Here is a 19,865-nt window from a genome sequence, read left to right as displayed (position 1 = left end):
TAGGGCGTTGCAATGCTGCGTGCAACGACGATTGTAATTAAGATGGCCCAATGTTTCTTCCAGCCAAGGTGCCAACGTGAGCGAGAACAACCCTCTTTTGCAGCCCTATGACCTGCCGCCGTTCTCGGCGATCCGTCCTGAGCACGTACAGCCGGCCATCGAGCAGATCCTCGCCGACAACCGCGCCGGCATTCAAAACATCCTTGCCGACCAAGGCCAAAACCCTACGTGGGCGGGTCTGGTGCTGGCCATGGACGAGCTGAACGACCGTCTGGGCGCTGCCTGGAGCCCGGTTAGCCACCTCAATGCGGTGTGCAACAGCGCAGAACTTCGTGAAGCCTATGAGGCTTGCCTGCCGGCGTTGAGCGCTTACTCCACCGAGATGGGCCAGAACCGCGCGTTGTTCCAAGCCTTTGAAGCGCTGGCCCACAGCCCGCAGGTGGCTGATTTCGATCAGGCCCAACTGACCATCCTTGAGCACTCGCTGCGTGACTTCCGCCTGTCGGGCATTGACCTGCCTGAGGCCGAGCAAAAGCGTTACGCCCAGGTGCAGAGCAAACTGTCCGAACTGGGCAGCAAGTTTTCCAACCAACTGCTGGACGCCACTCAAGCCTGGACCAAGCACATCACGGATGAAGCCGCGCTGGCGGGCCTGACCGATTCGGCCAAGGCACAAATGGCTGCGGCAGCTCAAGCCAAAGGTCTGGATGGCTGGCTGATCACCCTCGAATTCCCAAGCTACTACCCGGTCATGACCTACGCCGAAGACCGCGCCCTGCGCGAAGAAGTCTACGCTGCGTACTGCACCCGTGCGTCGGACCAAGGCCCGAATGCGGGCACGTTCGACAATGGCCCGGTGATGGAAGAAATTCTCGACCTGCGTCAGGAGCTGGCAAAACTGCTGGGCTTCGGCAGTTTTGCTGAATTGAGTCTGGCCACCAAAATGGCCGAGACGCCGGATCAGGTACTGACCTTCCTGCGCGACCTCGCCAAGAAGAGCAAGCCCTTCGCTGCCCGCGACCTTGAACAGTTACAAGCCTACGCCACCGAGCAGGGTTGCCCGGAGCTGAAAAGCTGGGACGTTGGCTTCTATGGCGAGAAGTTGCGCGAGCAGCGTTACAGCGTGTCGCAAGAAACCTTGCGCGCCTACTTCCCGATCGACAAGGTACTGAGCGGCCTGTTTGACATCGTGCATACGCTGTACGGCATCGACATCGTTGAACTCAAGGGCTTTGACAGCTGGCATCCGGACGTTCGCCTCTTCGAAATAAAGGAAAACGGCCAGCACATCGGGCGTTTCTTCTTTGACCTGTATGCCCGCGCCAACAAACGTGGCGGCGCATGGATGGACGGCGCCCGCGACCGCCGTCGCACCGTGGCGGGTGTGTTGCAGAGCCCGGTGGCCAACCTGGTGTGCAACTTCACCCCGGCTGTTGCAGGCAAGCCTGCGCTGCTGACCCACGATGAAGTGACCACCTTGTTCCACGAGTTTGGTCATGGCCTGCACCACATGCTGACCGAAATCGAACACGCGGGCGTGTCGGGTATCAACGGCGTGGCCTGGGATGCGGTCGAGTTGCCAAGCCAGTTCATGGAAAACTGGTGCTGGGAGCCTGAAGGCCTGGCGTTGATCTCCAGCCATTACGAAACCGGCGAAGCACTGCCTAAAGACTTGCTGGACAAGATGCTGGCCGCCAAAAACTTCCAGTCCGGGCTGATGATGGTTCGCCAGCTGGAGTTTTCGCTGTTCGACTTCGAACTGCACGCCACCCACGGTGACGGTCGCAGCGTGGCTCAGGTGCTCGATGGCATCCGCGACGAAGTGTCGGTGATGCGTCCGCCAGCCTATAACCGCTTCCCGAACAGCTTTGCGCACATTTTCGCGGGTGGCTACGCGGCGGGTTACTACAGCTACAAGTGGGCTGAAGTGCTGTCGGCGGATGCGTTTTCGCGCTTTGAAGAAGAAGGTGTGTTCAACCCGCACACGGGCAAGGCTTTCCGCCAGGCCATTCTGGCCCGTGGTGGCTCGAAAGCACCGATGGAATTGTTCAAGGACTTCCGTGGGCGTGAGCCGTCGATTGACGCACTGTTGCGCCACAGCGGCCTGACCGAAGACGCCGCGGTATGAGTGAGGCCCCTGTGAACGTGACTAAAAAGCGCTTTATCGCCGGGGCTGTTTGCCCGGCGTGCAGCGAGCCTGACAAGTTGATGATGTGGAACGAAGACGACGTACCGCACCGCGAATGCGTGGCCTGCGGTTATTCGGATACGTTGAATGAGCAGGGTTTGTCGGTGCCCAAGGAATTGGGTACGCGGGTGAACGTATCGGCATTGAAAAAAACGCCGGACCCGAAGGTGCAAGCAGTGCAGTTTTTTCCGAATCCGAAGCTGAAAAAGCCTTAAACGTTAAAAGCCCCTCACCCTAGCCCTCTCCCGGAGGGAGAGGGGACTAAAGGCAAAAAGCAGATTTGCGCAGCACCCCCTATCAGCTCCCTCTCCCTTTGGGAGAGGGTGCTTTTACTCTTAAGCCTTCTGCCACACCTTTGGCTTGAAGAACAATGTCTCGCCCCGCGTCAGATCGGTCAGGCTGTCATGGTCTTTGACCACTTCCACCTCGATCAGCTCGCTCTGCCCTTCTACCTTCAATGTCACCCGGGTGGTCGCCCCCAATGGGCGAATGTCACGCACCTGCGCAGCATGGTGGTCTTCGAGCTCGTGACGCGACAACGACACTTCATGCGGACGGAACAGCACATGCTGATCCTCACCAATGTGCAGGCGGTTGGAATCACCCAAAAAGTGATACACAAAGTCGCTGGCCGGGTGTTCGTACACCTCGCCCGGTGAGCCGATCTGTTCGATCACGCCTTTGTTCATGACCACGATACGGTCCGCGACTTCCATCGCCTCTTCCTGATCGTGGGTCACGAAGACGGAGGTCAGGTTGATGTCTTCGTGCAAGCGCGCCAACCAGCGACGCAGTTCTTTACGCACCTTGGCATCCAGGGCGCCAAACGGTTCGTCCAGCAGCAAGACCTTGGGCTCGACGGCCAACGCACGGGCCAGGGCAATACGCTGGCGTTGACCGCCAGAAAGCTGCTCGGGATAGCGATCCGACAACCAGTCCAGTTGCACCATGTTGAGCAACTCGTGGACCTTTTCGGCAATGCGGGTTTCGCTCGGACGCTCTTTTTTCGGCTTCATGCGCAAGCCAAACGCCACGTTGTCAAACACCGTCATATGACGGAACAAGGCGTAATGCTGGAAGACAAAACCGACGTTACGATCACGTACGTCGTGACCCGAGACGTCTTCACCGTGGAACACAATGTTGCCTTCGTCCGGGGTTTCGAGGCCGGCGATGATGCGCAACAAGGTGGTCTTGCCGCAGCCCGAAGGGCCGAGCAGCGCCACCAGTTCACCACTGCGGATATCTAAATTGATGCTGTTCAGGGCCTTGAAGGCGTTGAAGTTCTTGCTGACGTTACGGACTTCGATCGACATGGTTTATTCCTCCGCGGCGCTGGCGCGCAGGCGGTTAATACGGGATTCGCTCCACTGCTTGAGCAGCAGGATGAAGAGCGCCAGGATCAGCAACAGAGTGGCCACGGCGAAGGCGGCAACGTGGTTGTATTCGTTGTAGAGGATTTCGACGTGCAGCGGCAGGGTGTTGGTCACCCCGCGAATGTGCCCGGAAACCACCGATACCGCACCGAATTCACCCATCGCCCGCGCTGTACACAGCACCACGCCGTAGATAAGACCCCATTTGATATTGGGCACCGTGACGTGCCAGAACATCTGCCAGCCATTAGCGCCCAGCAGGCGTGCAGCTTCTTCTTCCTGGGTGCCCTGTTCCTGCATGAGCGGGATCAGTTCACGCGCCACAAAGGGCACGGTGACGAAGATGGTGGCCAGCACAATACCCGGCAGGGCGAAAACGATCTGGATGTCATGGTCTTGCAGCCAAGGTCCCAAGAAGCCCTGCGCGCCGAACATCAGCACGTAGACCAGACCGGCAATCACGGGCGAGACCGAAAACGGCAGGTCGATCAGGGTCACCAGGATGCTTTTGCCGCGAAAGCTGTACTTGCTCACGCACCAGGCAGCGCTGACGCCGAATACCACGTTCAGCGGCACCGAAATCACCACGGCGATGATGGTCAGCTTCAGGGCCGACAAGGCATCCGGCTCCAGAATCGCGTCGAAGAAAGCACCAAGGCCGAGCTTAAGCCCCTGGGACACGACGATCAGCAGCGGTAACAGCAGGAAGACAATGAAGAACAACCAGCCAAAGCCGATCAGCAAGCGTCGCGACAGCGGGCTGCCACGGCGGGCGGCGTTGGCCACGGATGAGGCACTCAGAGTTGAATTGGACATGTCAGGCCTCCTTCACGGCTTTTCGATGCGTCGCTGAATCAAGTTGATGATCAGCAGCAAAATGAAGGAAACCACCAGCATCATCACGCCAATGGCGGTGGCGCCGGTGTAGTCGTATTGGTCCAGCTTGACCATGATCAACAGCGGCAAGATTTCGGTTTTGAACGGCATGTTGCCGGCGATAAATATCACCGAGCCGTATTCACCGACACCCCGGGCAAAGGCCAATGCAAAACCGGTTAACCACGCCGGCAACAAGGCAGGTACCAGAATGTAGCGGAAGACCTGTAAAGGATTGGCGCCCAGGCATGCAGCGGCTTCTTCGATTTCACGCGGAATATCCGCCAGCACCGGCTGCACCGTACGCACCACAAACGGCAAAGTGACGAAGGTCAGTGCCAGCGTAATACCCATAGGGGTGTAGGCTATTTTGAAGCCCAGATCAGCCGCGAACTGGCCGATCCAGCCGTTAGGGGCATACAACGCGGTGAGCGCGATACCGGCAACGGCGGTCGGCAATGCAAACGGCAGGTCGATCATGGCGTCGATGACCTTGCGGCCGGGAAAGGTGTAACGCACCAGCACCCAAGCCAGTACCGTGCCGATGACGCCATTGATCAGGGCGGCGACAAAGGCGGTGCCAAAGCTCAATTGCAACGCCGCTAACACTCTGGGAGCGGTAATGATTGCCCAAAACTGTTCCCAGGTCAGTTGCGCGGCATGCACAAACATCGCGGCCAATGGAATAAGCACAATCAGGCTGAGGTACACCAAGGTGTAGCCCAGCGTCAGCCCGAAGCCGGGTATGACGGGGGAAATACGACGTGACATAGAAATCCTTGGTTAACGCACGAAGCCCGCAACGGAGTCGCGGGCTTTATGTTCTAGCTTTCAGCGAGGCTCAACACCCCCCGCTCCACAGGTTATTGCGGCTTGTAAATCTGGTCGAACACGCCACCGTCATTGAAAAATTTGGGTTGCGCAGTTTTCCAGCCACCGAAGTCTTTGTCGATAGTCACAAGGTCCAGCTTCGGAAATTGCTGTGCATATTGGGCAGCCACTTTTTCGTCACGCGGACGGTAGAAGTTCTTTGCCGCGATCTCCTGACCGGCCGGGCTGTACAGATGTTCGAGGTACGCTTTGGCGATTTCGGCATTGCCTTTTTTGTCGGCATTTTTGTCAACGACGGCCACAGGAGGCTCTGCCAAAATCGACAATGAAGGGACGACGATGTCGAATTTGTCGGCGCCGCCGTCTTCTTTCAATGCCAGGAACGCTTCGTTTTCCCACGCCAGCAATACGTCACCCTGACCGTTGTTGACGAAGGTGATCGTTGAGCCGCGAGCGCCGGTGTCCAGCACAGGAACGTGCTTGAACAGTTGGCTGACGTATTCTTTTGCTTTGGCTTCATCACCGCCGTTGGCTTTCAGACCGTAGGCGTAAGCCGCAAGGAAGTTCCAGCGAGCGCCGCCGCTGGTTTTAGGGTTCGGGGTAATGACCGACACGCCATCTTTGATCAGATCACCCCAATCCTTGATGCCTTTAGGGTTGCCCTTGCGCACCAGAAATACGATGGTCGAGGTGTACGGAGTGCTGGCATCCGGCAGGCGGGTTTGCCAGTTTTCTGGCAGCGAACCTTTGTTCAGCTTGCTGATTTCGTCAATGTCACCGGCCAGCGCCAAGGTCACTACATCGGCACGCAAACCGTCAATCACGCCGCGGGCCTGCTTCCCCGAACCGCCGTGCGATTGCTGAATTTTCACCGTATCGCCGGGATGGTTTTGCTTCCAGAACGTGCTGAACTCAGCGTTGTAATCCTGGTACAACTCCCGAGTCGGGTCGTAAGAAACGTTCAACAACTCGTAATCTTTGGCCACAGCGGAGCCGGCAAAAATGGCACTGGCCAGCGCGGCCAAAGCGTAACGGCGTAGGGACATAGGTGAGGCTCCAAAGCACTTTTTAGTTTTTATCAAGCGCACTCAGGTGAATGCGCTTAGGACATGTCAGGTGTTTTTTTGGCCAGGGTTTTGTAAACGGAATTTTTCTTTGCGTTCGATCTGAACCACTTGTGCGTTGTGCACGGTGATTTCCACAGCGCCAAAACGCAGATCTCGCAGCGCACTCTGGATTTCCCGCAGAATGGTGGCTTCGTCCTGACCGTCAACGCTACGCAGAGATGCGCTCATGGTGCTGCTCCTGAAATAAAATGCCGAGGGAATGCTGGCTTGGGAGCAATAGTAGTGAGACGGGATTATTCTTAAAAATACTATTTAAGAATGTTTATATAACTGAAATGACATTTGACGTTGAACACCCTTGCTGCCGCTGGCGCAGGCTGCGATGTGTCGGCTAAATCAGAGGCTTTGCGCACCTTATTACAAGCTTGTGCAGCGACTTCGCAGGTTCGCAGGCGTTATTCAAGACAGTGACTACACTCCAACTGCCTCGCGTGCGCGGGGCAGGCACGACAGGATGCTTTATCTCGCTGGACAGTCAGCGCAAGTGGGATCACCTTAGAGCCACTGTCGTCTTTTCCTGAAAAGCCTGGAGTCTTTATGTCGTTCACCCCTGAGATGGTTGCCGAAATGAAAGTCCTTGCCCTGTTTGACCTGAACAGCACACAGGAGGGCCTAAAAGTCCATCACACCGCCGATCCTGCACTGATTGAAGCCGCAAAGCGTTTGTATGATAAAGATCTGATTACTCAGACAGATGGCGGCTACCTGACCAGCTTGGGTCGTGATTCGGTTGAAAACGTGAAAACACTGCTCTCAATTCTCACCACAGAGACTTTCGTTAAAGTGCCCCTGAAAGAACTTGCCTAAGGGCACGCCATGCCCACGGGATCCAGACACTCAACGATTCCGCGGGCACGCTTTTGGTGCAAGCAAATTTCTGACGCCAAAAAACACATCCACCTAAGCCTTTTGCATCACGAACTGTAAACTTCTGTTACGTTTCCTTTCTTCCTGACGTGGCAAGCTTGTTTGTGTTTGAGATGACACACCTACTTGAAAAACGCCCAACGTTAAAGAGCGCCCGCGACCGGCAGTCTCTTGCGTACCTACGTGAGCGTTTTTTGAGGGTCAATCAAGGACGAATAGCTCGGGCAATGGAAAGCCTGACGCCCAATCAGCAAACCTTCCTTCGCCTGCTGCCATTGTTCTTCCATGTAAACCACCCATCATTGCCAGGTTATGTGTCGGACTGCACCCCTGCCGGGGTATCCGGTTATGAACCCGATGGGTCAGTCATCGCCACAGCTAAACATGTGGCCCGTGAATTTACTTACGCGTCGAGCCCCGAGCGGCGACAGCCCATCCACAGTGTCTTTTTGATGGGCAGCCTCGGCACTCTGGCTCAGACCGATCAAAGCGATATGGACGTGTGGGTTTGTCATAGCCCGCAGTTAACGCAGGCCGAGCGACAAGCCTTGCGGGATAAATGCCGGCGGCTGGAAGTGTGGGCGGCGAGTCAAGGCTTCGAAGCGCATTGCTTTTTAATTGATACGCAGCGCTTCGCTCAGGGCGAGCATGAGGTTCAACTGTGCACCGAAGATGGCGGTAAGACCCAACACCATTTGCTGCTTGATGAGTTTTATCGCACCGCCATCTGGCTTGCAGGGCGCACACCCTTGTGGTGGTACGTGCCTGTGTGCGAAGAATCTCGATACGCTGAATTCACCCATGCCACAGATGACCAGCATGTGATTGGCAGCGATGACCTCATGGATCTTGGTCATCTGGCGCGCATACCCTCGAGCGAGTTTTTGGGAGCCGGGTTATGGCAATTATTCAAAGGCATTGAATCACCCCACAAATCATTGCTCAAAATGTTGCTGATTGAGGTGTACGCCAGTGAGCATCCGCACGTGAGCTGCTTGAGCCTGGACTTCAAGCAGGCGATATACGCCAATCATCTGAACCTCGATGAGCTGGACCCTTACGTGATGGTGTACCGACGTATTGAGCGGTATCTCAAGGCAATGGGCGAAATACCGCGCCTGGAGCGGGTACGCCGCAGCTTGTACCTCAAGGTCAATTGCACGCTGACAGGGCCAGCAGCCCGACGTGGCAGGCCTTGGCAGCGTCAATTGCTGGCACGACTGACCGCCGAATGGGGCTGGGACGAAAGCCTGCTGACTTCGCTCGACAATTGCTCACAGTGGAAGGCCGAAGAGGCCCGTCAGGAGCGTCTGGCGGTGGCCCGCGAACTCAGCCTCAGTTATCGTTTTTTGAGGCAACTTGCCCGCAATAACTCCCGAAACCCAGGCTTTCGGGTAGCGCCGCGAAACTGAGCGCTACCGTCGATAAAGGGCAGGGTTAGAGGTCGAAGTCGCCAGCGGCTTCAGGCTGATATTCAACTTCGAGCAGCTTCAGCTTAAGGGTTTTGCCACCCGGCGCAGGCCAGTTGATGTGCTGAGCCGTCTGCAAGCCCAGCAACGCGCTACCGACAGGCGCAAGAATGGAGATTTTGCCTTCGTCGGCGTTGGCATCTTTCGGATAAACCAGGGTCAGGTGATAGTCCTTGCCGCTGATTTCTTCGCGACAGTGCACGCGAGAGTTCATGGTTACAACGCCTGCTGGCACTTCTTCATGGCCAACCACGGTTTCTGCCCGGTCCAGTTCAGCTTGAAGGGCAACCACTCCCGGCAACGTGTCGTCCAGGCTGTCGATCAGTTTCTCCAGACGCTGAACGTCCAGGCGAGTGAGGATGATTTGAGGTTCTGTACCCATGACCTGGCAGACTCCTTTTTTCTGCACGAAAAAGCAAAACCCCGCCGGGAAATGGCGGGGTTTTGACCAACCTCGGTAGTGCGAGGCGAACCCGGACACTACCACAGCACAATAAATACACAAGCCGTGCAAGGACTCTGTAAACGCTGCCGAAGGCGGCGATTGGAGACTTAGCCCTTTCGTTGCCGGGCCTGCTCACAAATCACCCGCCGACGCTGGTCGTCTGCCGAGCGCCACTCGCGGATGTCTTCGACATGCCGAAAGCAGCCCAGACAAACTTTGTGCTCATCCAGCCGGCACGTGCTGATGCAGGGTGAAGCCACGGCCGGGCTGACGTTGCTGTAGAGCGGTTTTGCGGGTTTAGCAGGAGCAGTCACTATTAAATCTCTTCAAAGTCCAGCTCAGCGCCGGAATGATCCTTTGTCAGGTGAAATACCATTTCGCTGAGCAGTTCGTCGCTTTTATCGCATTTCCATGCACTGAGTTTTTCATCGTAGTCAAAGTGAAAACCGCCACCTGGTGCAGCGAGCCAGAGCTGGTGCAAAGGCTCCTGGCGGCTGAAAATCAGCGATTTACCATTCTCGAACGTGACCGTCAAAACGCCGGCCGAGTTCTGAAGGTCTACATCCAGATCACTATCGTCAAAAATGTCTTCCAGTACTTGCTGGGTTGCATCGACCAGATCGTGGAAACGGGCTTGAGTCAAACTCATGGTGGAACCTCGTAATATCTAGTCATGCTCGGAACTCGCAAGATACGGGCGCTCCAGAGCGATTGCAAACCCTAAGACGACGCGTCTCGACGCAATACTGATTATCCAGACAGGCCGTTTGGCGCGAGCCGTCTACTGCATAGGCAAGCTGCTGGGTGCTCGGTATACTCGGGCGCAATTAATGCTTTTCAAAGGATTTCGCCATGAAGCGCCTGATCTCTTCTATTGCTGCGCTCGTCGCGGTTGCCTGCCTTGTTTCTGCCTGTGGTCAAAAAGGTCCGCTGTATCTGCCCGATGACAGTAAATCTCCCGATGAGCAAGCGAAGTCGTCGCAATCGCAAGCGCACAAGCACCAATAATAAGGGAGCACCATGGACGCTTTTAACTACCGGGATGGTGAACTGTTCGCCGAAGGTGTCGCGCTGACGGCTATCGCCGAGCGTTTTGGCACGCCGACTTACGTTTACTCCCGTGCGCACATCGAGGCGCAATACAACGCTTACGCTCACGCGCTGAATGGCATGCCGCACCTGGTGTGTTTCGCCGTCAAAGCCAACTCCAACCTGGCAGTCCTCAATGTCCTGGCGCGCTTGGGCGCCGGTTTTGACATTGTCTCCCGTGGCGAGCTGGAACGTGTTCTGGCCGCTGGCGGCTCGGCAGACAAAATCGTGTTTTCCGGTGTCGGCAAGACCCGCGACGATATGCGACGTGCGCTGGAAGTGGGTGTGCATTGCTTCAACGTTGAATCCACCGACGAGCTGGAGCGCCTGCAAGTGGTGGCCGCCGAGCTGGGTGTTCGCGCGCCGATTTCGCTGCGAGTCAACCCGGACGTTGATGCGGGCACTCACCCGTACATTTCCACCGGTCTTAAAGAAAACAAATTCGGTATCGCCATCGCGGATGCCGAGGATGTGTATATCCGTGCGGCCCAGTTGCCGAACCTCGAAGTGGTAGGCGTGGATTGCCATATCGGTTCGCAACTGACCACGCTCGAGCCGTTTATCGACGCACTGGACCGCCTTCTGGCGCTGGTCGACCGACTGGGCGATTGCGGCATCTACCTGCGCCACATCGACCTTGGTGGTGGCCTGGGTGTGCGTTATCGCGATGAAGAGCCGCCACTGGCGGGTGACTACATCAAAGCGGTACGTGAGCGTATCGACGGCCGCGATCTGGCGCTGGTGTTTGAACCGGGTCGGTTTATCGTGGCCAATGCCGGCGTGCTGCTGACGCAGGTCGAGTACCTCAAGCACACCGAGCACAAAGACTTCGCCATTGTCGATGCCGCCATGAACGACTTGATTCGCCCGGCGCTGTATCAGGCCTGGATGGATGTGACTGCAGTACGCCCACGCGACACTGAAGCCCGTGCTTATGACATCGTTGGGCCGATCTGTGAAACCGGCGACTTCCTGGCCAAAGACCGCCAGTTGGCGCTGGCTGAAGGCGATTTGTTGGCCGTGCATTCGGCCGGTGCCTACGGTTTTGTGATGAGTTCGAACTACAACACCCGTGGTCGCGCCGCAGAAGTGCTGGTGGATGGCGATCAAGCGTTTGAAGTTCGCCGTCGCGAGACTGTCGCTGAGTTGTTTGCTGGCGAAAGCCTGCTGCCGGAGTAATCCCATGTTGCTGCGTTTTACTAAAATGCATGGCCTGGGCAATGACTTCATGGTGCTCGACCTGGTCAGCCAGCACGCGCACATCCTGCCCAAACACGCGAAGCAATGGGGTGATCGCCATACGGGTGTCGGCTTTGATCAGCTGTTGCTGGTTGAAGCGCCCAGTAACCCGGAAGTGGATTTCCGTTATCGGATCTTTAACTCCGATGGCTCGGAAGTGGAGCAATGCGGCAATGGGGCGCGCTGCTTTGCGCGCTTTGTGCTCGACAAGCGATTGACCACCAAGCGTCAGATCAAGGTTGAAACCAAAAGCGGCATCATTGAGCTGAACATTCGCAGCGATGGGCAAATCAGTGTCGATATGGGCCCACCTCGCTTGCTCCCGCAAGACATCCCGTTTGTAGCCGACGCTCAAGCGTTGAGCTATGAGCTGGATGTGGACGGGCAGAAGGTTGAGTTGGCAGCCGTTTCAATGGGTAACCCACACGCAGTCCTGCGTGTGGATGACATCAATAACGCGCCAGTGCATGAGTTGGGGCCAAAGATCGAACATCACCCGCGCTTTCCGGCCCGGGTCAATGTCGGTTTTCTGCACGTGGTTGATCGCCAGCGCGGGCAATTGCGGGTATGGGAGCGCGGTGCCGGGGAAACTCAGGCATGCGGTACAGGCGCCTGTGCGGCGGCAGTGGCAGCCATCAGCCAAGGCTGGATGGACTCACCCTTGATCCTCGACTTGCCAGGCGGGCGATTGTCGATTGAATGGGCCGGCCCGGGCCATTCGGTGATCATGACCGGCCCTGCCATGCGCGTTTACGAAGGACAAGTCCGTTTATGAGCGAGCGCACACAATGACCGATCAGCCACCGTCTTCAGACCTCGAACTTACTGAGCAAAGCCCCGAAGCTGTCGCGGTGGTCGCCTACCTGGAGGCCCATCCCGACTTCTTCAGCCAGCACGACGAACTGCTGCTGTCGTTGCGCATACCTCATCAGCGTGGCGATACCATTTCGTTGGTAGAGCGCCAGCTGGAATTGTTGCGGGGCCGTAATATCGAAATGCGTCATCGTTTGTCGCAACTGATGGACGTGGCACGCGATAACGACCGCCTGTTTGAAAAAACCCGTCGCCTGAACCTGGCCTTGATGGACGCCACCAGCCTTGAAGAATTGGTGATCGCCGTCGAAGACAGCTTGCGACAGGACTTTAAGGTGCCGTTCGTTAGCCTGGTGCTGTTTGGCGACAATCCAATGCCTGTTGGCCGTTGGGTCAGCAGTGCAGAAGCTCAGCGCGCCCTGGGCGGTTTGCTGGCAGAAGGCAAAGCCGTGAGTGGCAGCTTGCGCGAGCATGAGCTGGACTTCTTGTTCGGCGAAAGTCAGCGCAAGGAAATCGGCTCCACCGCTGTGGTTGCGCTCAATCATCTGGGCTTGCACGGCGTACTGGCGGTGGCCAGCCGCGACCCGCAGCACTACAAAAGCTCGGTGGGTATGTTGTTTCTGAATCACATCGCCGAAGTCTTGGGCCGTGTGTTGCCGCGCTTTACCCACGCACTGCGTTCGGTACGTTAGTTGTGGAACGGCAACTGGACGCTTACTGCACTCACTTGCGCAGTGAGCGCCAAGTGTCGCCCCACACGCTGCAAGCCTATCGCCGCGACCTGAATAAGGTTCTGGCGTTTTGCGACAAAGCGTCCATCGCCAGTTGGGCCGCCCTGGATATACAACGCCTGCGCCAGCTTGTGTCGCGCTTGCACCAGCAAGGTCAATCATCACGCAGCATTGCGCGGCTGTTATCAGCCGTTCGCGGGCTTTACCACTACCTGAACCGTGAAGGCCTGTGCGACCACGACCCGGCCAATGGTCTTGCGCCGCCAAAGGGTGAACGTCGCCTGCCCAAAACCCTTGATACCGATAGAGCCCTTCAGTTACTGGAAGGAGCCGTTGAAGAGGACTTTCTGGCGCAGCGCGATCAAGCCATTCTGGAGCTGTTTTATTCCTCGGGCTTGCGCCTGTCAGAACTGACCGGGCTCAATCTGGAGCAACTGGACTTGGCCGATGGCCTGATTCAGGTGCTCGGCAAAGGCAGCAAGACCCGCGTGTTGCCCGTGGGCAGAAAAGCGCGTGAGGCCTTACAGGCGTGGTTGCCCCTGCGCGCACTGGCTAACCCGCAAGATGATGCCGTTTTTATCAGCCAGCGGGGCCAACGCCTGGGTCCCAGGGCAATTCAGCTACGGGTCAAAGCAGCAGGCGAGCGCGAGCTGGGCCAGAATCTGCATCCACACATGCTTCGCCACTCGTTTGCCAGCCACTTGCTGGAGTCTTCGCAGGACTTGCGTGCAGTGCAAGAGTTGCTGGGTCATGCCGACATCAAAACCACTCAAATCTATACCCACCTGGATTTCCAGCATCTGGCATCGGTTTATGACAGCGCCCACCCACGGGCCAAACGCAGCAAGGACAGTGAATGACGATTGAGCTGATTACCTTCGACCTCGACGACACACTGTGGGACACCGCCCCTGTGATCGTGCATGCAGAAACTCAATTGCGTGACTGGCTGTTGACTCATGCACCAAAAGCGGGCGCTCTTGATGTTGCCGACTTTCAAGCACTTCGCCTGCGGGTTTTAACGGAGCAACCCCAGCTTAAGCACCGAATCAGTGCACTGCGTCGTCGCGTGTTGTTTCACGCGCTTCAAGACACGGGTTACGCCAATGCTCAGCAGTTGGCTGATGAAGCGTTCGAGGTATTTATCGAAGCTCGGCATGCACTAGAGGTTTTCGAGCAGGCGCAACCGACGCTGGAGGCACTGGCCCGGGATTACGCGCTAGGCGTGGTGACCAATGGCAACGCTGATGTGCGGCGCATCGGGCTGGGGCATCATTTCAAATTCGTGCTGTGCGCCGAAGACATCGGAATCGCCAAGCCAGATGCACGGCTGTTTCACGAGGCATTGTTGCGGGGTGCCGTGATGGCAGGCGCAGCGGTGCATGTGGGCGATCATCCGGGTGATGATATTGCCGGTGCACAGCAAGCCGGTTTGCGGGCGGTGTGGTTCAACCCTGGCGGCAAGCACTGGGACGGCGACAAGGCTCCTGATGCCGAGATCGGGTGTTTGAGTGAGTTGCCGACGGTACTTAAGCAATTCAAATAACCACTTTTCGAACCCCACAAAAAAAACCCGCAGCGACGGCGGGTTTTCTTTTCAAGCCCAGTGGCAATCCTTAGATAGGACGGCTGCCGTACTTGTTGTCTGGCTTTTTGGGTGGGTCTGCCACCACATTCGCCTCGACTTCCTGCACCTTGCCACCACGGGAAAGGAACTCTTCCATCGCGCGAGCCAGAGCATCACGCTCTTTGTTTTTGGCTTCTACGCTGGGCAGGTCATCAACCGACACTGCAGCTTTGGATTTGCCTTTGGCCACAGGGACCGGCGTATCTTCGCCATCGTCGTCGGCCACGTCATCGGCAGCGGCTTCAAGACCCTCTTCGGTCTCGTCCTCGTCACCTACTTCGAGGTCATCATTTTCCAGATCGTCGTCGCTCATGTTCTACCTCATGACTTTCGTAAAGCAGATTATTTATATAGACCAGATGCGACAAATGTCGACCTCGGGTGGCGAAAAAGTAGCCCTGGTCAATCCCCGGCTTACGCCTCTTCACCGCGAAGGGTGATGAGGACTTTACAAGCACCGTCATATTCACGCTGCCCGTCCAAAAACACTGTGCCAGCGAGCCTTCTGCCACCGACCTTGCCCTACAGACACGATCTGCAACAGCCCGACTTGCAAAGCATGGAAACGTCAGGAGATTGTCCACGTCTTCATCTTGCACAGGGAGCAGCTTTGCTGCCCTCGGCGCGCATTCTAGCGTGCTCTAGAAAAAAACAAAGCAGCTAATAGTCGAGTTGTGCGGTAAGTGTTCATCCTACAAATTTTACCCGCCGGGATCCTTCTTAAAACTGTAGGAAAAATCATTGTCTTGAAGGGGATAACGCACATTCGAGACAAAAAAATACCCGGCAAGCCGGGTATTTTTAAAAAGTGCTACTTACAAGTTGTAGCCTCTTTCGTTGTGTTGAGCCAGATCCAGACCAACCGCCTCTTCCTCTTCAGTCACTCGAAGGCCCATGACGGCATCCAGCACCTTGAGAATGATGAAGGTCACCACCGCTGTGTAGACGATGGTAAAGGCGACGCCTTTGAACTGAATCCAGACTTGGGCACCAATGTCGGTTACCGCGCCGAAACCACCCACTGCAGGGGCCGCAAACACGCCGGTCAGAATGGCGCCTACGATACCGCCGATGCCGTGAACACCAAACGCATCCAGCGAATCGTCATATCCCAGCTTGCGCTTGAGTGCGGTGGCGCACAGGAAGCAGATCACGCCTGCTGACAGGCCGATCACAATGGAACCCATAGGGCCTACGGTGCCTGCGGCGGGAGTGATAGCCACAAGGCCGGCTACCACGCCTGAGGCGATGCCCAAGGCACTTGGCTTGCCGTGGGTGATCCACTCGGCAAACATCCAGCCCAGTGCAGCAGCGGCCGTGGCAATCTGCGTCACCAGCATGGCCATGCCCGCAGTGCCGTTAGCGGCGGCGGCGGAGCCTGCGTTGAAGCCGAACCAGCCGATCCACAGCATGGCGGCACCGACCAGGGTGTAACCCAGGTTATGGGGAGCCATCGGGGTGGTTGGGTAGCCTTTGCGCTTGCCCAGTACGATGCACGCCACCAGACCTGCGATACCGGCGTTGATGTGCACCACTGTGCCGCCCGCGAAGTCGAGCACACCCCAGTCCCACATCAGACCGCCAGGACCGCTCCAGACCATGTGCGCGATAGGCGCATAAACCAGCGTGAACCACACGCCCATGAAGATCAGCATGGCCGAGAACTTCATGCGTTCAGCAAAGGCGCCTACGATCAGTGCCGGGGTGATGATGGCAAAGGTCATCTGGAAGGTGATGAACACTGCTTCAGGGAACAGTGCCGTGGCCGAGGTGAGGCTGGCCGGCGTCACGCCCACCAGAAATGCCTTGCCGAAACCGCCGATGAACGAGTTGAAGTTGGTGACGCCTTCTTCCATGCCCGTCGTATCAAACGTAATGCTGTAGCCGTAAATGACCCACAGAATGCTGATCAGCCCGGTAATGGCAAAGCACTGCATCATCACGGATAGAATATTTTTGGAGCGCACCATGCCGCCGTAAAACAGCGCAAGGCCGGGAATGGTCATCAACAGCACCAAAGCGGTTGCAGTCAGCATCCAGGCGGTATCGCCGGAGTTCAGGACTGGAGCGGCCACTTCGTCTGCGGCCATGGCCAGGCCAGGCATTACGACAGACAACAGGGCTCCGAGCCCTGCGAATTTACGCAGAGTCATTGTGTTTTCTCCTGGGGCGTTGGGGTTTGGCGGCTTAGATTGCGTCGGTATCGGTTTCGCCGGTACGGATGCGAATAGCCTGTTCCAGATTGACTACAAAAATCTTGCCGTCACCGATTTTGCCGGTGTTGGCAGCCTTGGTTATCGCCTCGATAACCCGGTCAAGATCTTTGTCGTCAATGGCGACATCAATCTTCACCTTTGGCAGAAAATCGACCACATATTCCGCACCGCGATACAGCTCGGTGTGACCTTTCTGACGGCCGAAGCCTTTAACCTCAGTAACGGTAATGCCCTGCACGCCGATTTCAGACAGCGACTCGCGTACGTCGTCTAACTTGAACGGCTTGATAATGGCGGTGACTAGCTTCATGAAACTTCTCCCGAATTGGTGGACTTGCCCCAGGAAAACAAACCCGGCTCAAGTCTAAGCGCAGTGTCTGGCTTTGTAACGCGTCGTTGCCAGTTGCAAGCAACACAACGTGTATCAATCGCTGGTGACGAAAACACTCCCTGAACCACCTGCCGCACTACCATCGTCACAGCAACTGCATCAGTACATGAGTCACTGGCAACTAAGCAGAAACCTTGCCATGTCTGAAAAAACCAATCATTACAGTCAATTATCATGAACAGATGGCATTTTGCTCTTGCGCTGACGGCATTTATGCACCCAAACAGTGCACAGCTTGCGAGCAGCCTGCGCGAAAGCTGTGCGCCGAGCCGTGTACATGGGGCCCAAAGCCTGCGTGCTACACTCGCCACCATCAGTTTTCAGGACCTTACCCATGCTCGCTCCCAAAGACCTTCTCGACGCCCTGAGTGGCCAAGCCTCCCGTTTGTTCAGTGGCGAAACGCCGTTGCCACGTAACGAAATCGAAAGCCAGTTCAAAGCCTTGCTGCAAAGTGGCTTCAGCAAACTGGACCTGGTCAGCCGCGAAGAATTCGACAGCCAAATGGTGGTACTGGCCCGCACCCGCGCTCGTCTCGAAAGCCTGGAAGCCAAAGTCGCGGAGCTTGAAGCCAAGCTGTTGCCGCCCGGCGAATAACGCTCGACGGCGGTGCGTTAGCTCACGATCTTTAGCTCTAAGAGCGGATAGCCGCATCGTCGTACAAACACATCCCGTATCCATTCACGCCCTGCCCTTGGCCTGTGATTCGCGCACCATGCGTCTTTTGCCCGCTCAAGGAATGAGTCATGTCGCTGGCCATCGTTTACAGCCGCGCCCAAGTCGGTGTGGAGGCGCCCGCCGTCACGGTTGAGGTTCATCTGGCGAATGGTTTGCCAGCGCTGACACTGGTCGGGCTGCCCGAAACAGCGGTCAAGGAAAGCAAGGACAGGGTACGAAGCGCCATTCTGAATTCGGGGTTTGATTTCCCCGCCCGACGCATCACCTTGAATCTGGCGCCCGCCGACTTACCCAAAGATGGCGGACGCTTTGATCTGGCGATAGCGCTGGGCATATTGGCTGCCAGTGGGCAAATGCCCGCAGCGGCGCTGGAACAAGTGGAGTGTCTCGGTGAATTGGCGTTATCCGGCGCTATTCGGCCTGTGCAGGGCGTACTCCCGGCCGCACTGGTGGCTCGTGCGGCGGGTCGTGCTCTGGTTGTGCCGATGGCCAATGCAGAAGAAGCCAGCCTGGCTTCAGGTTTGACGGTCATTGCCGCTGAACATTTGCTGCAAGTCGTGGCGCACTTTTCTGCCCGTTCGGTGATTGAACCCTATGTGGCGAGCGGCTTGTTGCACGCCAGCAAACCTTATCCAGACCTCAGCGATGTACAAGGGCAACTCTCAGCCAAGCGTGCACTGTTGATCGCCGCAGCGGGCGGCCACAACTTGCTGTTCACCGGCCCTCCCGGTACGGGCAAAACCCTGTTAGCCAGCCGCCTGCCCGGCTTGCTGCCGCCGCTGAACGAGCAGGAAGCGCTGGAAGTGGCCGCCATTCAATCCGTTGCCAGCCATGTGCCGTTAAGCTGCTGGCCGCAACGCCCTTTTCGTCAGCCGCACCATTCAGCCTCTGGCCCCGCATTGGTGGGGGGCGGCTCTAAACCGCAACCGGGCGAAATCACCTTGGCACATCACGGCGTATTGTTTTTGGATGAACTGCCCGAGTTTGACCGCAAGGTTCTGGAGGTTTTAAGAGAACCGATGGAATCGGGTTTTATCGTGATTGCCCGCGCTCGCGACCGCATGCGCTTTCCGGCTCGGTTTCAACTGGTCGCTGCCATGAATCCCTGTCCGTGTGGCTATCTGGGTGAACCGACGGGACGCTGCCGCTGCACGCCGGAGCAAATCCAGCGATACCGCAACAAACTGTCCGGCCCCTTGCTCGACCGGATCGACCTGCACCTGACCGTGGCGCGCGAAACCACCTCGCTTAATCCTGCGCAGGCCTCAAACGACACCACGGCCAATGCTGCCGAACAGGTGGCGGCTGCCCGTGAGCGGCAATTGCAGCGTCAGGGGTGCGCCAATGCCTTTCTCGACTTGAAGGGCGTACGGACTCACTGCACGCTCAGTGCTGTGGATAACGTTTGGCTGGAAACCGCGTGTGAGCGCATGAGCTTATCGCTGCGCGCAGCCCATCGCTTATTGAAGGTCGCGCGAACATTGGCGGATCTGGAGCAAGTAAAAGAGATAGAGAGGAAGCATTTGGCGGAAGCGTTACAGTATCGGCCGGACAGTCGGTGAATATTATTTACTGTAGGAAATTTCTGCGAGCACACGGGGATTAATCTTTTATTTTTAAAATAACGCCACAATTAGAAGATCACACCTATGAAAACATGCGGTAGAAGGTATAACAATATTCAGTCACTCGTAAATTGTGATCGCCATTGACGATCTCCCAACACCTATAATATTATTTATTACTCGCATCGACCTTGGATTAAATATATGTACTTGAAATTCAGGCTATTGCCAGTTTAAGTTTAGCCCTATTCGGTTCTGCGGACTCTATACAGCCATCATGATGAGCCTAGTAGACTCTTTTGCGGATATCGATCTTGTTCTTTTTAAATCATTAGGCAT

At 56.6% G+C, this 19,865-nt stretch carries 22 protein-coding genes and 1 pseudogene; 12 read left to right on the top strand and 11 right to left on the bottom strand.

Annotated features, from left to right (window positions below):
* The first annotated feature begins 76 nt into the window (after positions 1 to 76).
* Together prlC and EQV93_RS05125 are read left to right on the top strand one after the other, a co-directional pair.
* Complete coding sequence (gene prlC, locus EQV93_RS05130) at positions 77 to 2,128, top strand: oligopeptidase A (RefSeq protein ID WP_122786298.1); 2,052 nt, start codon at positions 77 to 79, stop codon at positions 2,126 to 2,128.
* Complete coding sequence (locus EQV93_RS05125; RefSeq protein ID WP_122786297.1) at positions 2,125 to 2,403, top strand: YheV family putative zinc ribbon protein; 279 nt, start codon at positions 2,125 to 2,127, stop codon at positions 2,401 to 2,403. The genes prlC and EQV93_RS05125 overlap by 4 nt, the downstream gene beginning before the upstream one ends.
* 120 nt (positions 2,404 to 2,523) lie before the next feature.
* Here the strand turns inward: EQV93_RS05125 and EQV93_RS05120 are convergent, their stop codons facing one another.
* The 5 genes from EQV93_RS05120 to oscA form a co-directional block, all read right to left on the bottom strand.
* Positions 2,524 to 3,504 (bottom strand): sulfate/molybdate ABC transporter ATP-binding protein, encoded by a 981-nt coding sequence (locus EQV93_RS05120; RefSeq protein ID WP_122786296.1) that lies wholly within the window; start codon positions 3,502 to 3,504, stop codon positions 2,524 to 2,526.
* 3 nt (positions 3,505 to 3,507) lie between these two features.
* Positions 3,508 to 4,380 carry a sulfate ABC transporter permease subunit CysW gene (gene cysW / locus EQV93_RS05115; protein ID WP_122786295.1) on the bottom strand — a complete coding sequence of 291 codons (873 nt, stop codon included), beginning with the start codon at positions 4,378 to 4,380 and terminating at the stop codon, positions 3,508 to 3,510.
* Between the two features lie 12 nt (positions 4,381 to 4,392).
* A complete protein-coding gene (gene cysT, locus EQV93_RS05110; RefSeq protein ID WP_122786294.1) occupies positions 4,393 to 5,211 on the bottom strand; it encodes a sulfate ABC transporter permease subunit CysT in 819 nt (272 codons plus the stop codon).
* A gap of 92 nt (positions 5,212 to 5,303) precedes the next feature.
* The gene (locus EQV93_RS05105; protein ID WP_122786293.1) at positions 5,304 to 6,317 is read right to left on the bottom strand and encodes a sulfate ABC transporter substrate-binding protein; all 1,014 of its coding nucleotides are present in this window, start codon (positions 6,315 to 6,317) and stop codon (positions 5,304 to 5,306) included.
* 66 nt (positions 6,318 to 6,383) lie between these two features.
* Positions 6,384 to 6,566 carry a sulfur starvation response protein OscA gene (oscA, locus tag EQV93_RS05100; protein ID WP_048381447.1) on the bottom strand — a complete coding sequence of 61 codons (183 nt, stop codon included), beginning with the start codon at positions 6,564 to 6,566 and terminating at the stop codon, positions 6,384 to 6,386.
* Positions 6,567 to 6,935: 369 nt separating this feature from the next.
* On the opposite strand from oscA, the gene EQV93_RS05095 reads away from it, so the two are divergent.
* Together EQV93_RS05095 and EQV93_RS05090 are read left to right on the top strand one after the other, a co-directional pair.
* A complete protein-coding gene (locus EQV93_RS05095) occupies positions 6,936 to 7,205 on the top strand; it encodes a TIGR02647 family protein (RefSeq protein WP_122786292.1) in 270 nt (89 codons plus the stop codon).
* Between the two features lie 173 nt (positions 7,206 to 7,378).
* Positions 7,379 to 8,635, top strand: a pseudogene (locus tag EQV93_RS05090) (class I adenylate cyclase); the annotation flags it as partial.
* Positions 8,636 to 8,702: 67 nt separating this feature from the next.
* Here EQV93_RS05090 and rnk read toward each other — a convergent pair.
* From rnk to cyaY, 3 genes are all read right to left on the bottom strand, one after another.
* Entirely contained in the window at positions 8,703 to 9,116 is a 414-nt protein-coding gene (gene rnk, locus EQV93_RS05085; protein ID WP_122786290.1) for a nucleoside diphosphate kinase regulator, read from the bottom strand.
* Between the two features lie 170 nt (positions 9,117 to 9,286).
* Positions 9,287 to 9,493, bottom strand: a complete 207-nt coding sequence (locus tag EQV93_RS05080) for a DUF1289 domain-containing protein (RefSeq protein WP_122786289.1) — start codon at positions 9,491 to 9,493, stop codon at positions 9,287 to 9,289.
* A gap of 2 nt (positions 9,494 to 9,495) precedes the next feature.
* Entirely contained in the window at positions 9,496 to 9,828 is a 333-nt protein-coding gene (cyaY, locus tag EQV93_RS05075; protein ID WP_240890997.1) for an iron donor protein CyaY, read from the bottom strand.
* Between the two features lie 203 nt (positions 9,829 to 10,031).
* On the opposite strand from cyaY, the gene lptM reads away from it, so the two are divergent.
* The 6 genes from lptM to EQV93_RS05045 are packed head-to-tail and all read left to right on the top strand — an operon-like array spanning position 10,032 to position 14,597.
* A complete protein-coding gene (gene lptM, locus EQV93_RS05070; RefSeq protein WP_122786287.1) occupies positions 10,032 to 10,187 on the top strand; it encodes an LPS translocon maturation chaperone LptM in 156 nt (51 codons plus the stop codon).
* A 12-nt stretch (positions 10,188 to 10,199) separates the two neighbouring features.
* On the top strand, positions 10,200 to 11,447 hold the full coding sequence (gene lysA, locus EQV93_RS05065) for a diaminopimelate decarboxylase (protein WP_122786286.1): 1,248 nt from the start codon (positions 10,200 to 10,202) through the stop codon (positions 11,445 to 11,447).
* A 4-nt stretch (positions 11,448 to 11,451) separates the two neighbouring features.
* Positions 11,452 to 12,282: a diaminopimelate epimerase gene (dapF, locus tag EQV93_RS05060; protein ID WP_122786285.1), complete on the top strand. Its 831-nt coding sequence runs from the start codon at positions 11,452 to 11,454 to the stop codon at positions 12,280 to 12,282.
* Positions 12,283 to 12,295: 13 nt separating this feature from the next.
* Positions 12,296 to 13,012 (top strand): DUF484 family protein, encoded by a 717-nt coding sequence (locus tag EQV93_RS05055; RefSeq protein WP_122786284.1) that lies wholly within the window; start codon positions 12,296 to 12,298, stop codon positions 13,010 to 13,012.
* Between the two features lie 2 nt (positions 13,013 to 13,014).
* Positions 13,015 to 13,911, top strand: a complete 897-nt coding sequence (xerC, locus tag EQV93_RS05050; protein WP_122786283.1) for a tyrosine recombinase XerC — start codon at positions 13,015 to 13,017, stop codon at positions 13,909 to 13,911.
* On the top strand, positions 13,908 to 14,597 hold the full coding sequence (locus EQV93_RS05045; protein WP_240890995.1) for an HAD family hydrolase: 690 nt from the start codon (positions 13,908 to 13,910) through the stop codon (positions 14,595 to 14,597). Before xerC ends, EQV93_RS05045 begins: the two co-directional genes overlap by 4 nt.
* A 70-nt stretch (positions 14,598 to 14,667) precedes the next feature.
* Here EQV93_RS05045 and sutA read toward each other — a convergent pair whose 3' ends face one another.
* From sutA to glnK, 3 genes are all read right to left on the bottom strand, one after another.
* Entirely contained in the window at positions 14,668 to 14,991 is a 324-nt protein-coding gene (gene sutA, locus EQV93_RS05040; protein WP_146385566.1) for a transcriptional regulator SutA, read from the bottom strand.
* 502 nt (positions 14,992 to 15,493) lie between these two features.
* Positions 15,494 to 16,831, bottom strand: coding sequence for an ammonium transporter (locus EQV93_RS05035; protein ID WP_122786280.1), 1,338 nt, complete (start codon positions 16,829 to 16,831; stop codon positions 15,494 to 15,496).
* Positions 16,832 to 16,865: 34 nt separating this feature from the next.
* The gene (gene glnK, locus EQV93_RS05030; RefSeq protein ID WP_002555808.1) at positions 16,866 to 17,204 is read right to left on the bottom strand and encodes a P-II family nitrogen regulator; all 339 of its coding nucleotides are present in this window, start codon (positions 17,202 to 17,204) and stop codon (positions 16,866 to 16,868) included.
* A gap of 415 nt (positions 17,205 to 17,619) precedes the next feature.
* Between glnK and EQV93_RS05025 the strand changes: the two genes are divergently transcribed.
* Together EQV93_RS05025 and EQV93_RS05020 are read left to right on the top strand one after the other, a co-directional pair.
* Entirely contained in the window at positions 17,620 to 17,880 is a 261-nt protein-coding gene (locus EQV93_RS05025) for an accessory factor UbiK family protein (RefSeq protein ID WP_122786279.1), read from the top strand.
* Positions 17,881 to 18,029: 149 nt separating this feature from the next.
* On the top strand, positions 18,030 to 19,523 hold the full coding sequence (locus tag EQV93_RS05020) for a YifB family Mg chelatase-like AAA ATPase (protein WP_240890988.1): 1,494 nt from the start codon (positions 18,030 to 18,032) through the stop codon (positions 19,521 to 19,523).
* Positions 19,524 to 19,865: the final 342 nt, after the last annotated feature.

It is taken from the genome of Pseudomonas sp. TMW22091 (assembly GCF_022496705.1).
In the GTDB taxonomy this organism is placed as follows: domain Bacteria; phylum Pseudomonadota; class Gammaproteobacteria; order Pseudomonadales; family Pseudomonadaceae; genus Aquipseudomonas; species Aquipseudomonas saxonica.
The sequence above is the reverse complement of the archived record's forward strand: the minus strand, read 5'-3'. Positions and strand labels throughout refer to the sequence as shown.

Excerpts from the sequence above, each read along its gene's own strand:
- lptM (WP_122786287.1), top strand. The coding sequence starts at position 10,032 with ATGAAGCGCCTGATCTCTTCTATTGCTGCGCTCGTCGCGGTTGCCTGC.
- cysT (WP_122786294.1), bottom strand. The coding sequence starts at position 5,211 with ATGTCACGTCGTATTTCCCCCGTCATACCCGGCTTCGGGCTGACGCTG.
- EQV93_RS05025 (WP_122786279.1), top strand. The coding sequence starts at position 17,620 with ATGCTCGCTCCCAAAGACCTTCTCGACGCCCTGAGTGGCCAAGCCTCC.
- lysA (WP_122786286.1), top strand. The coding sequence starts at position 10,200 with ATGGACGCTTTTAACTACCGGGATGGTGAACTGTTCGCCGAAGGTGTC.
- EQV93_RS05020 (WP_240890988.1), top strand. The coding sequence starts at position 18,030 with ATGTCGCTGGCCATCGTTTACAGCCGCGCCCAAGTCGGTGTGGAGGCG.
- glnK (WP_002555808.1), bottom strand. The coding sequence starts at position 17,204 with ATGAAGCTAGTCACCGCCATTATCAAGCCGTTCAAGTTAGACGACGTA.
- rnk (WP_122786290.1), bottom strand. The coding sequence starts at position 9,116 with ATGGGTACAGAACCTCAAATCATCCTCACTCGCCTGGACGTTCAGCGT.
- EQV93_RS05125 (WP_122786297.1), top strand. The coding sequence starts at position 2,125 with ATGAGTGAGGCCCCTGTGAACGTGACTAAAAAGCGCTTTATCGCCGGG.
- sutA (WP_146385566.1), bottom strand. The coding sequence starts at position 14,991 with ATGAGCGACGACGATCTGGAAAATGATGACCTCGAAGTAGGTGACGAG.
- EQV93_RS05095 (WP_122786292.1), top strand. The coding sequence starts at position 6,936 with ATGTCGTTCACCCCTGAGATGGTTGCCGAAATGAAAGTCCTTGCCCTG.
- EQV93_RS05120 (WP_122786296.1), bottom strand. The coding sequence starts at position 3,504 with ATGTCGATCGAAGTCCGTAACGTCAGCAAGAACTTCAACGCCTTCAAG.
- cysW (WP_122786295.1), bottom strand. The coding sequence starts at position 4,380 with ATGTCCAATTCAACTCTGAGTGCCTCATCCGTGGCCAACGCCGCCCGC.
- cyaY (WP_240890997.1), bottom strand. The coding sequence starts at position 9,828 with ATGAGTTTGACTCAAGCCCGTTTCCACGATCTGGTCGATGCAACCCAG.
- EQV93_RS05105 (WP_122786293.1), bottom strand. The coding sequence starts at position 6,317 with ATGTCCCTACGCCGTTACGCTTTGGCCGCGCTGGCCAGTGCCATTTTT.
- EQV93_RS05035 (WP_122786280.1), bottom strand. The coding sequence starts at position 16,831 with ATGACTCTGCGTAAATTCGCAGGGCTCGGAGCCCTGTTGTCTGTCGTA.
- EQV93_RS05055 (WP_122786284.1), top strand. The coding sequence starts at position 12,296 with ATGACCGATCAGCCACCGTCTTCAGACCTCGAACTTACTGAGCAAAGC.
- EQV93_RS05045 (WP_240890995.1), top strand. The coding sequence starts at position 13,908 with ATGACGATTGAGCTGATTACCTTCGACCTCGACGACACACTGTGGGAC.
- oscA (WP_048381447.1), bottom strand. The coding sequence starts at position 6,566 with ATGAGCGCATCTCTGCGTAGCGTTGACGGTCAGGACGAAGCCACCATT.
- dapF (WP_122786285.1), top strand. The coding sequence starts at position 11,452 with ATGTTGCTGCGTTTTACTAAAATGCATGGCCTGGGCAATGACTTCATG.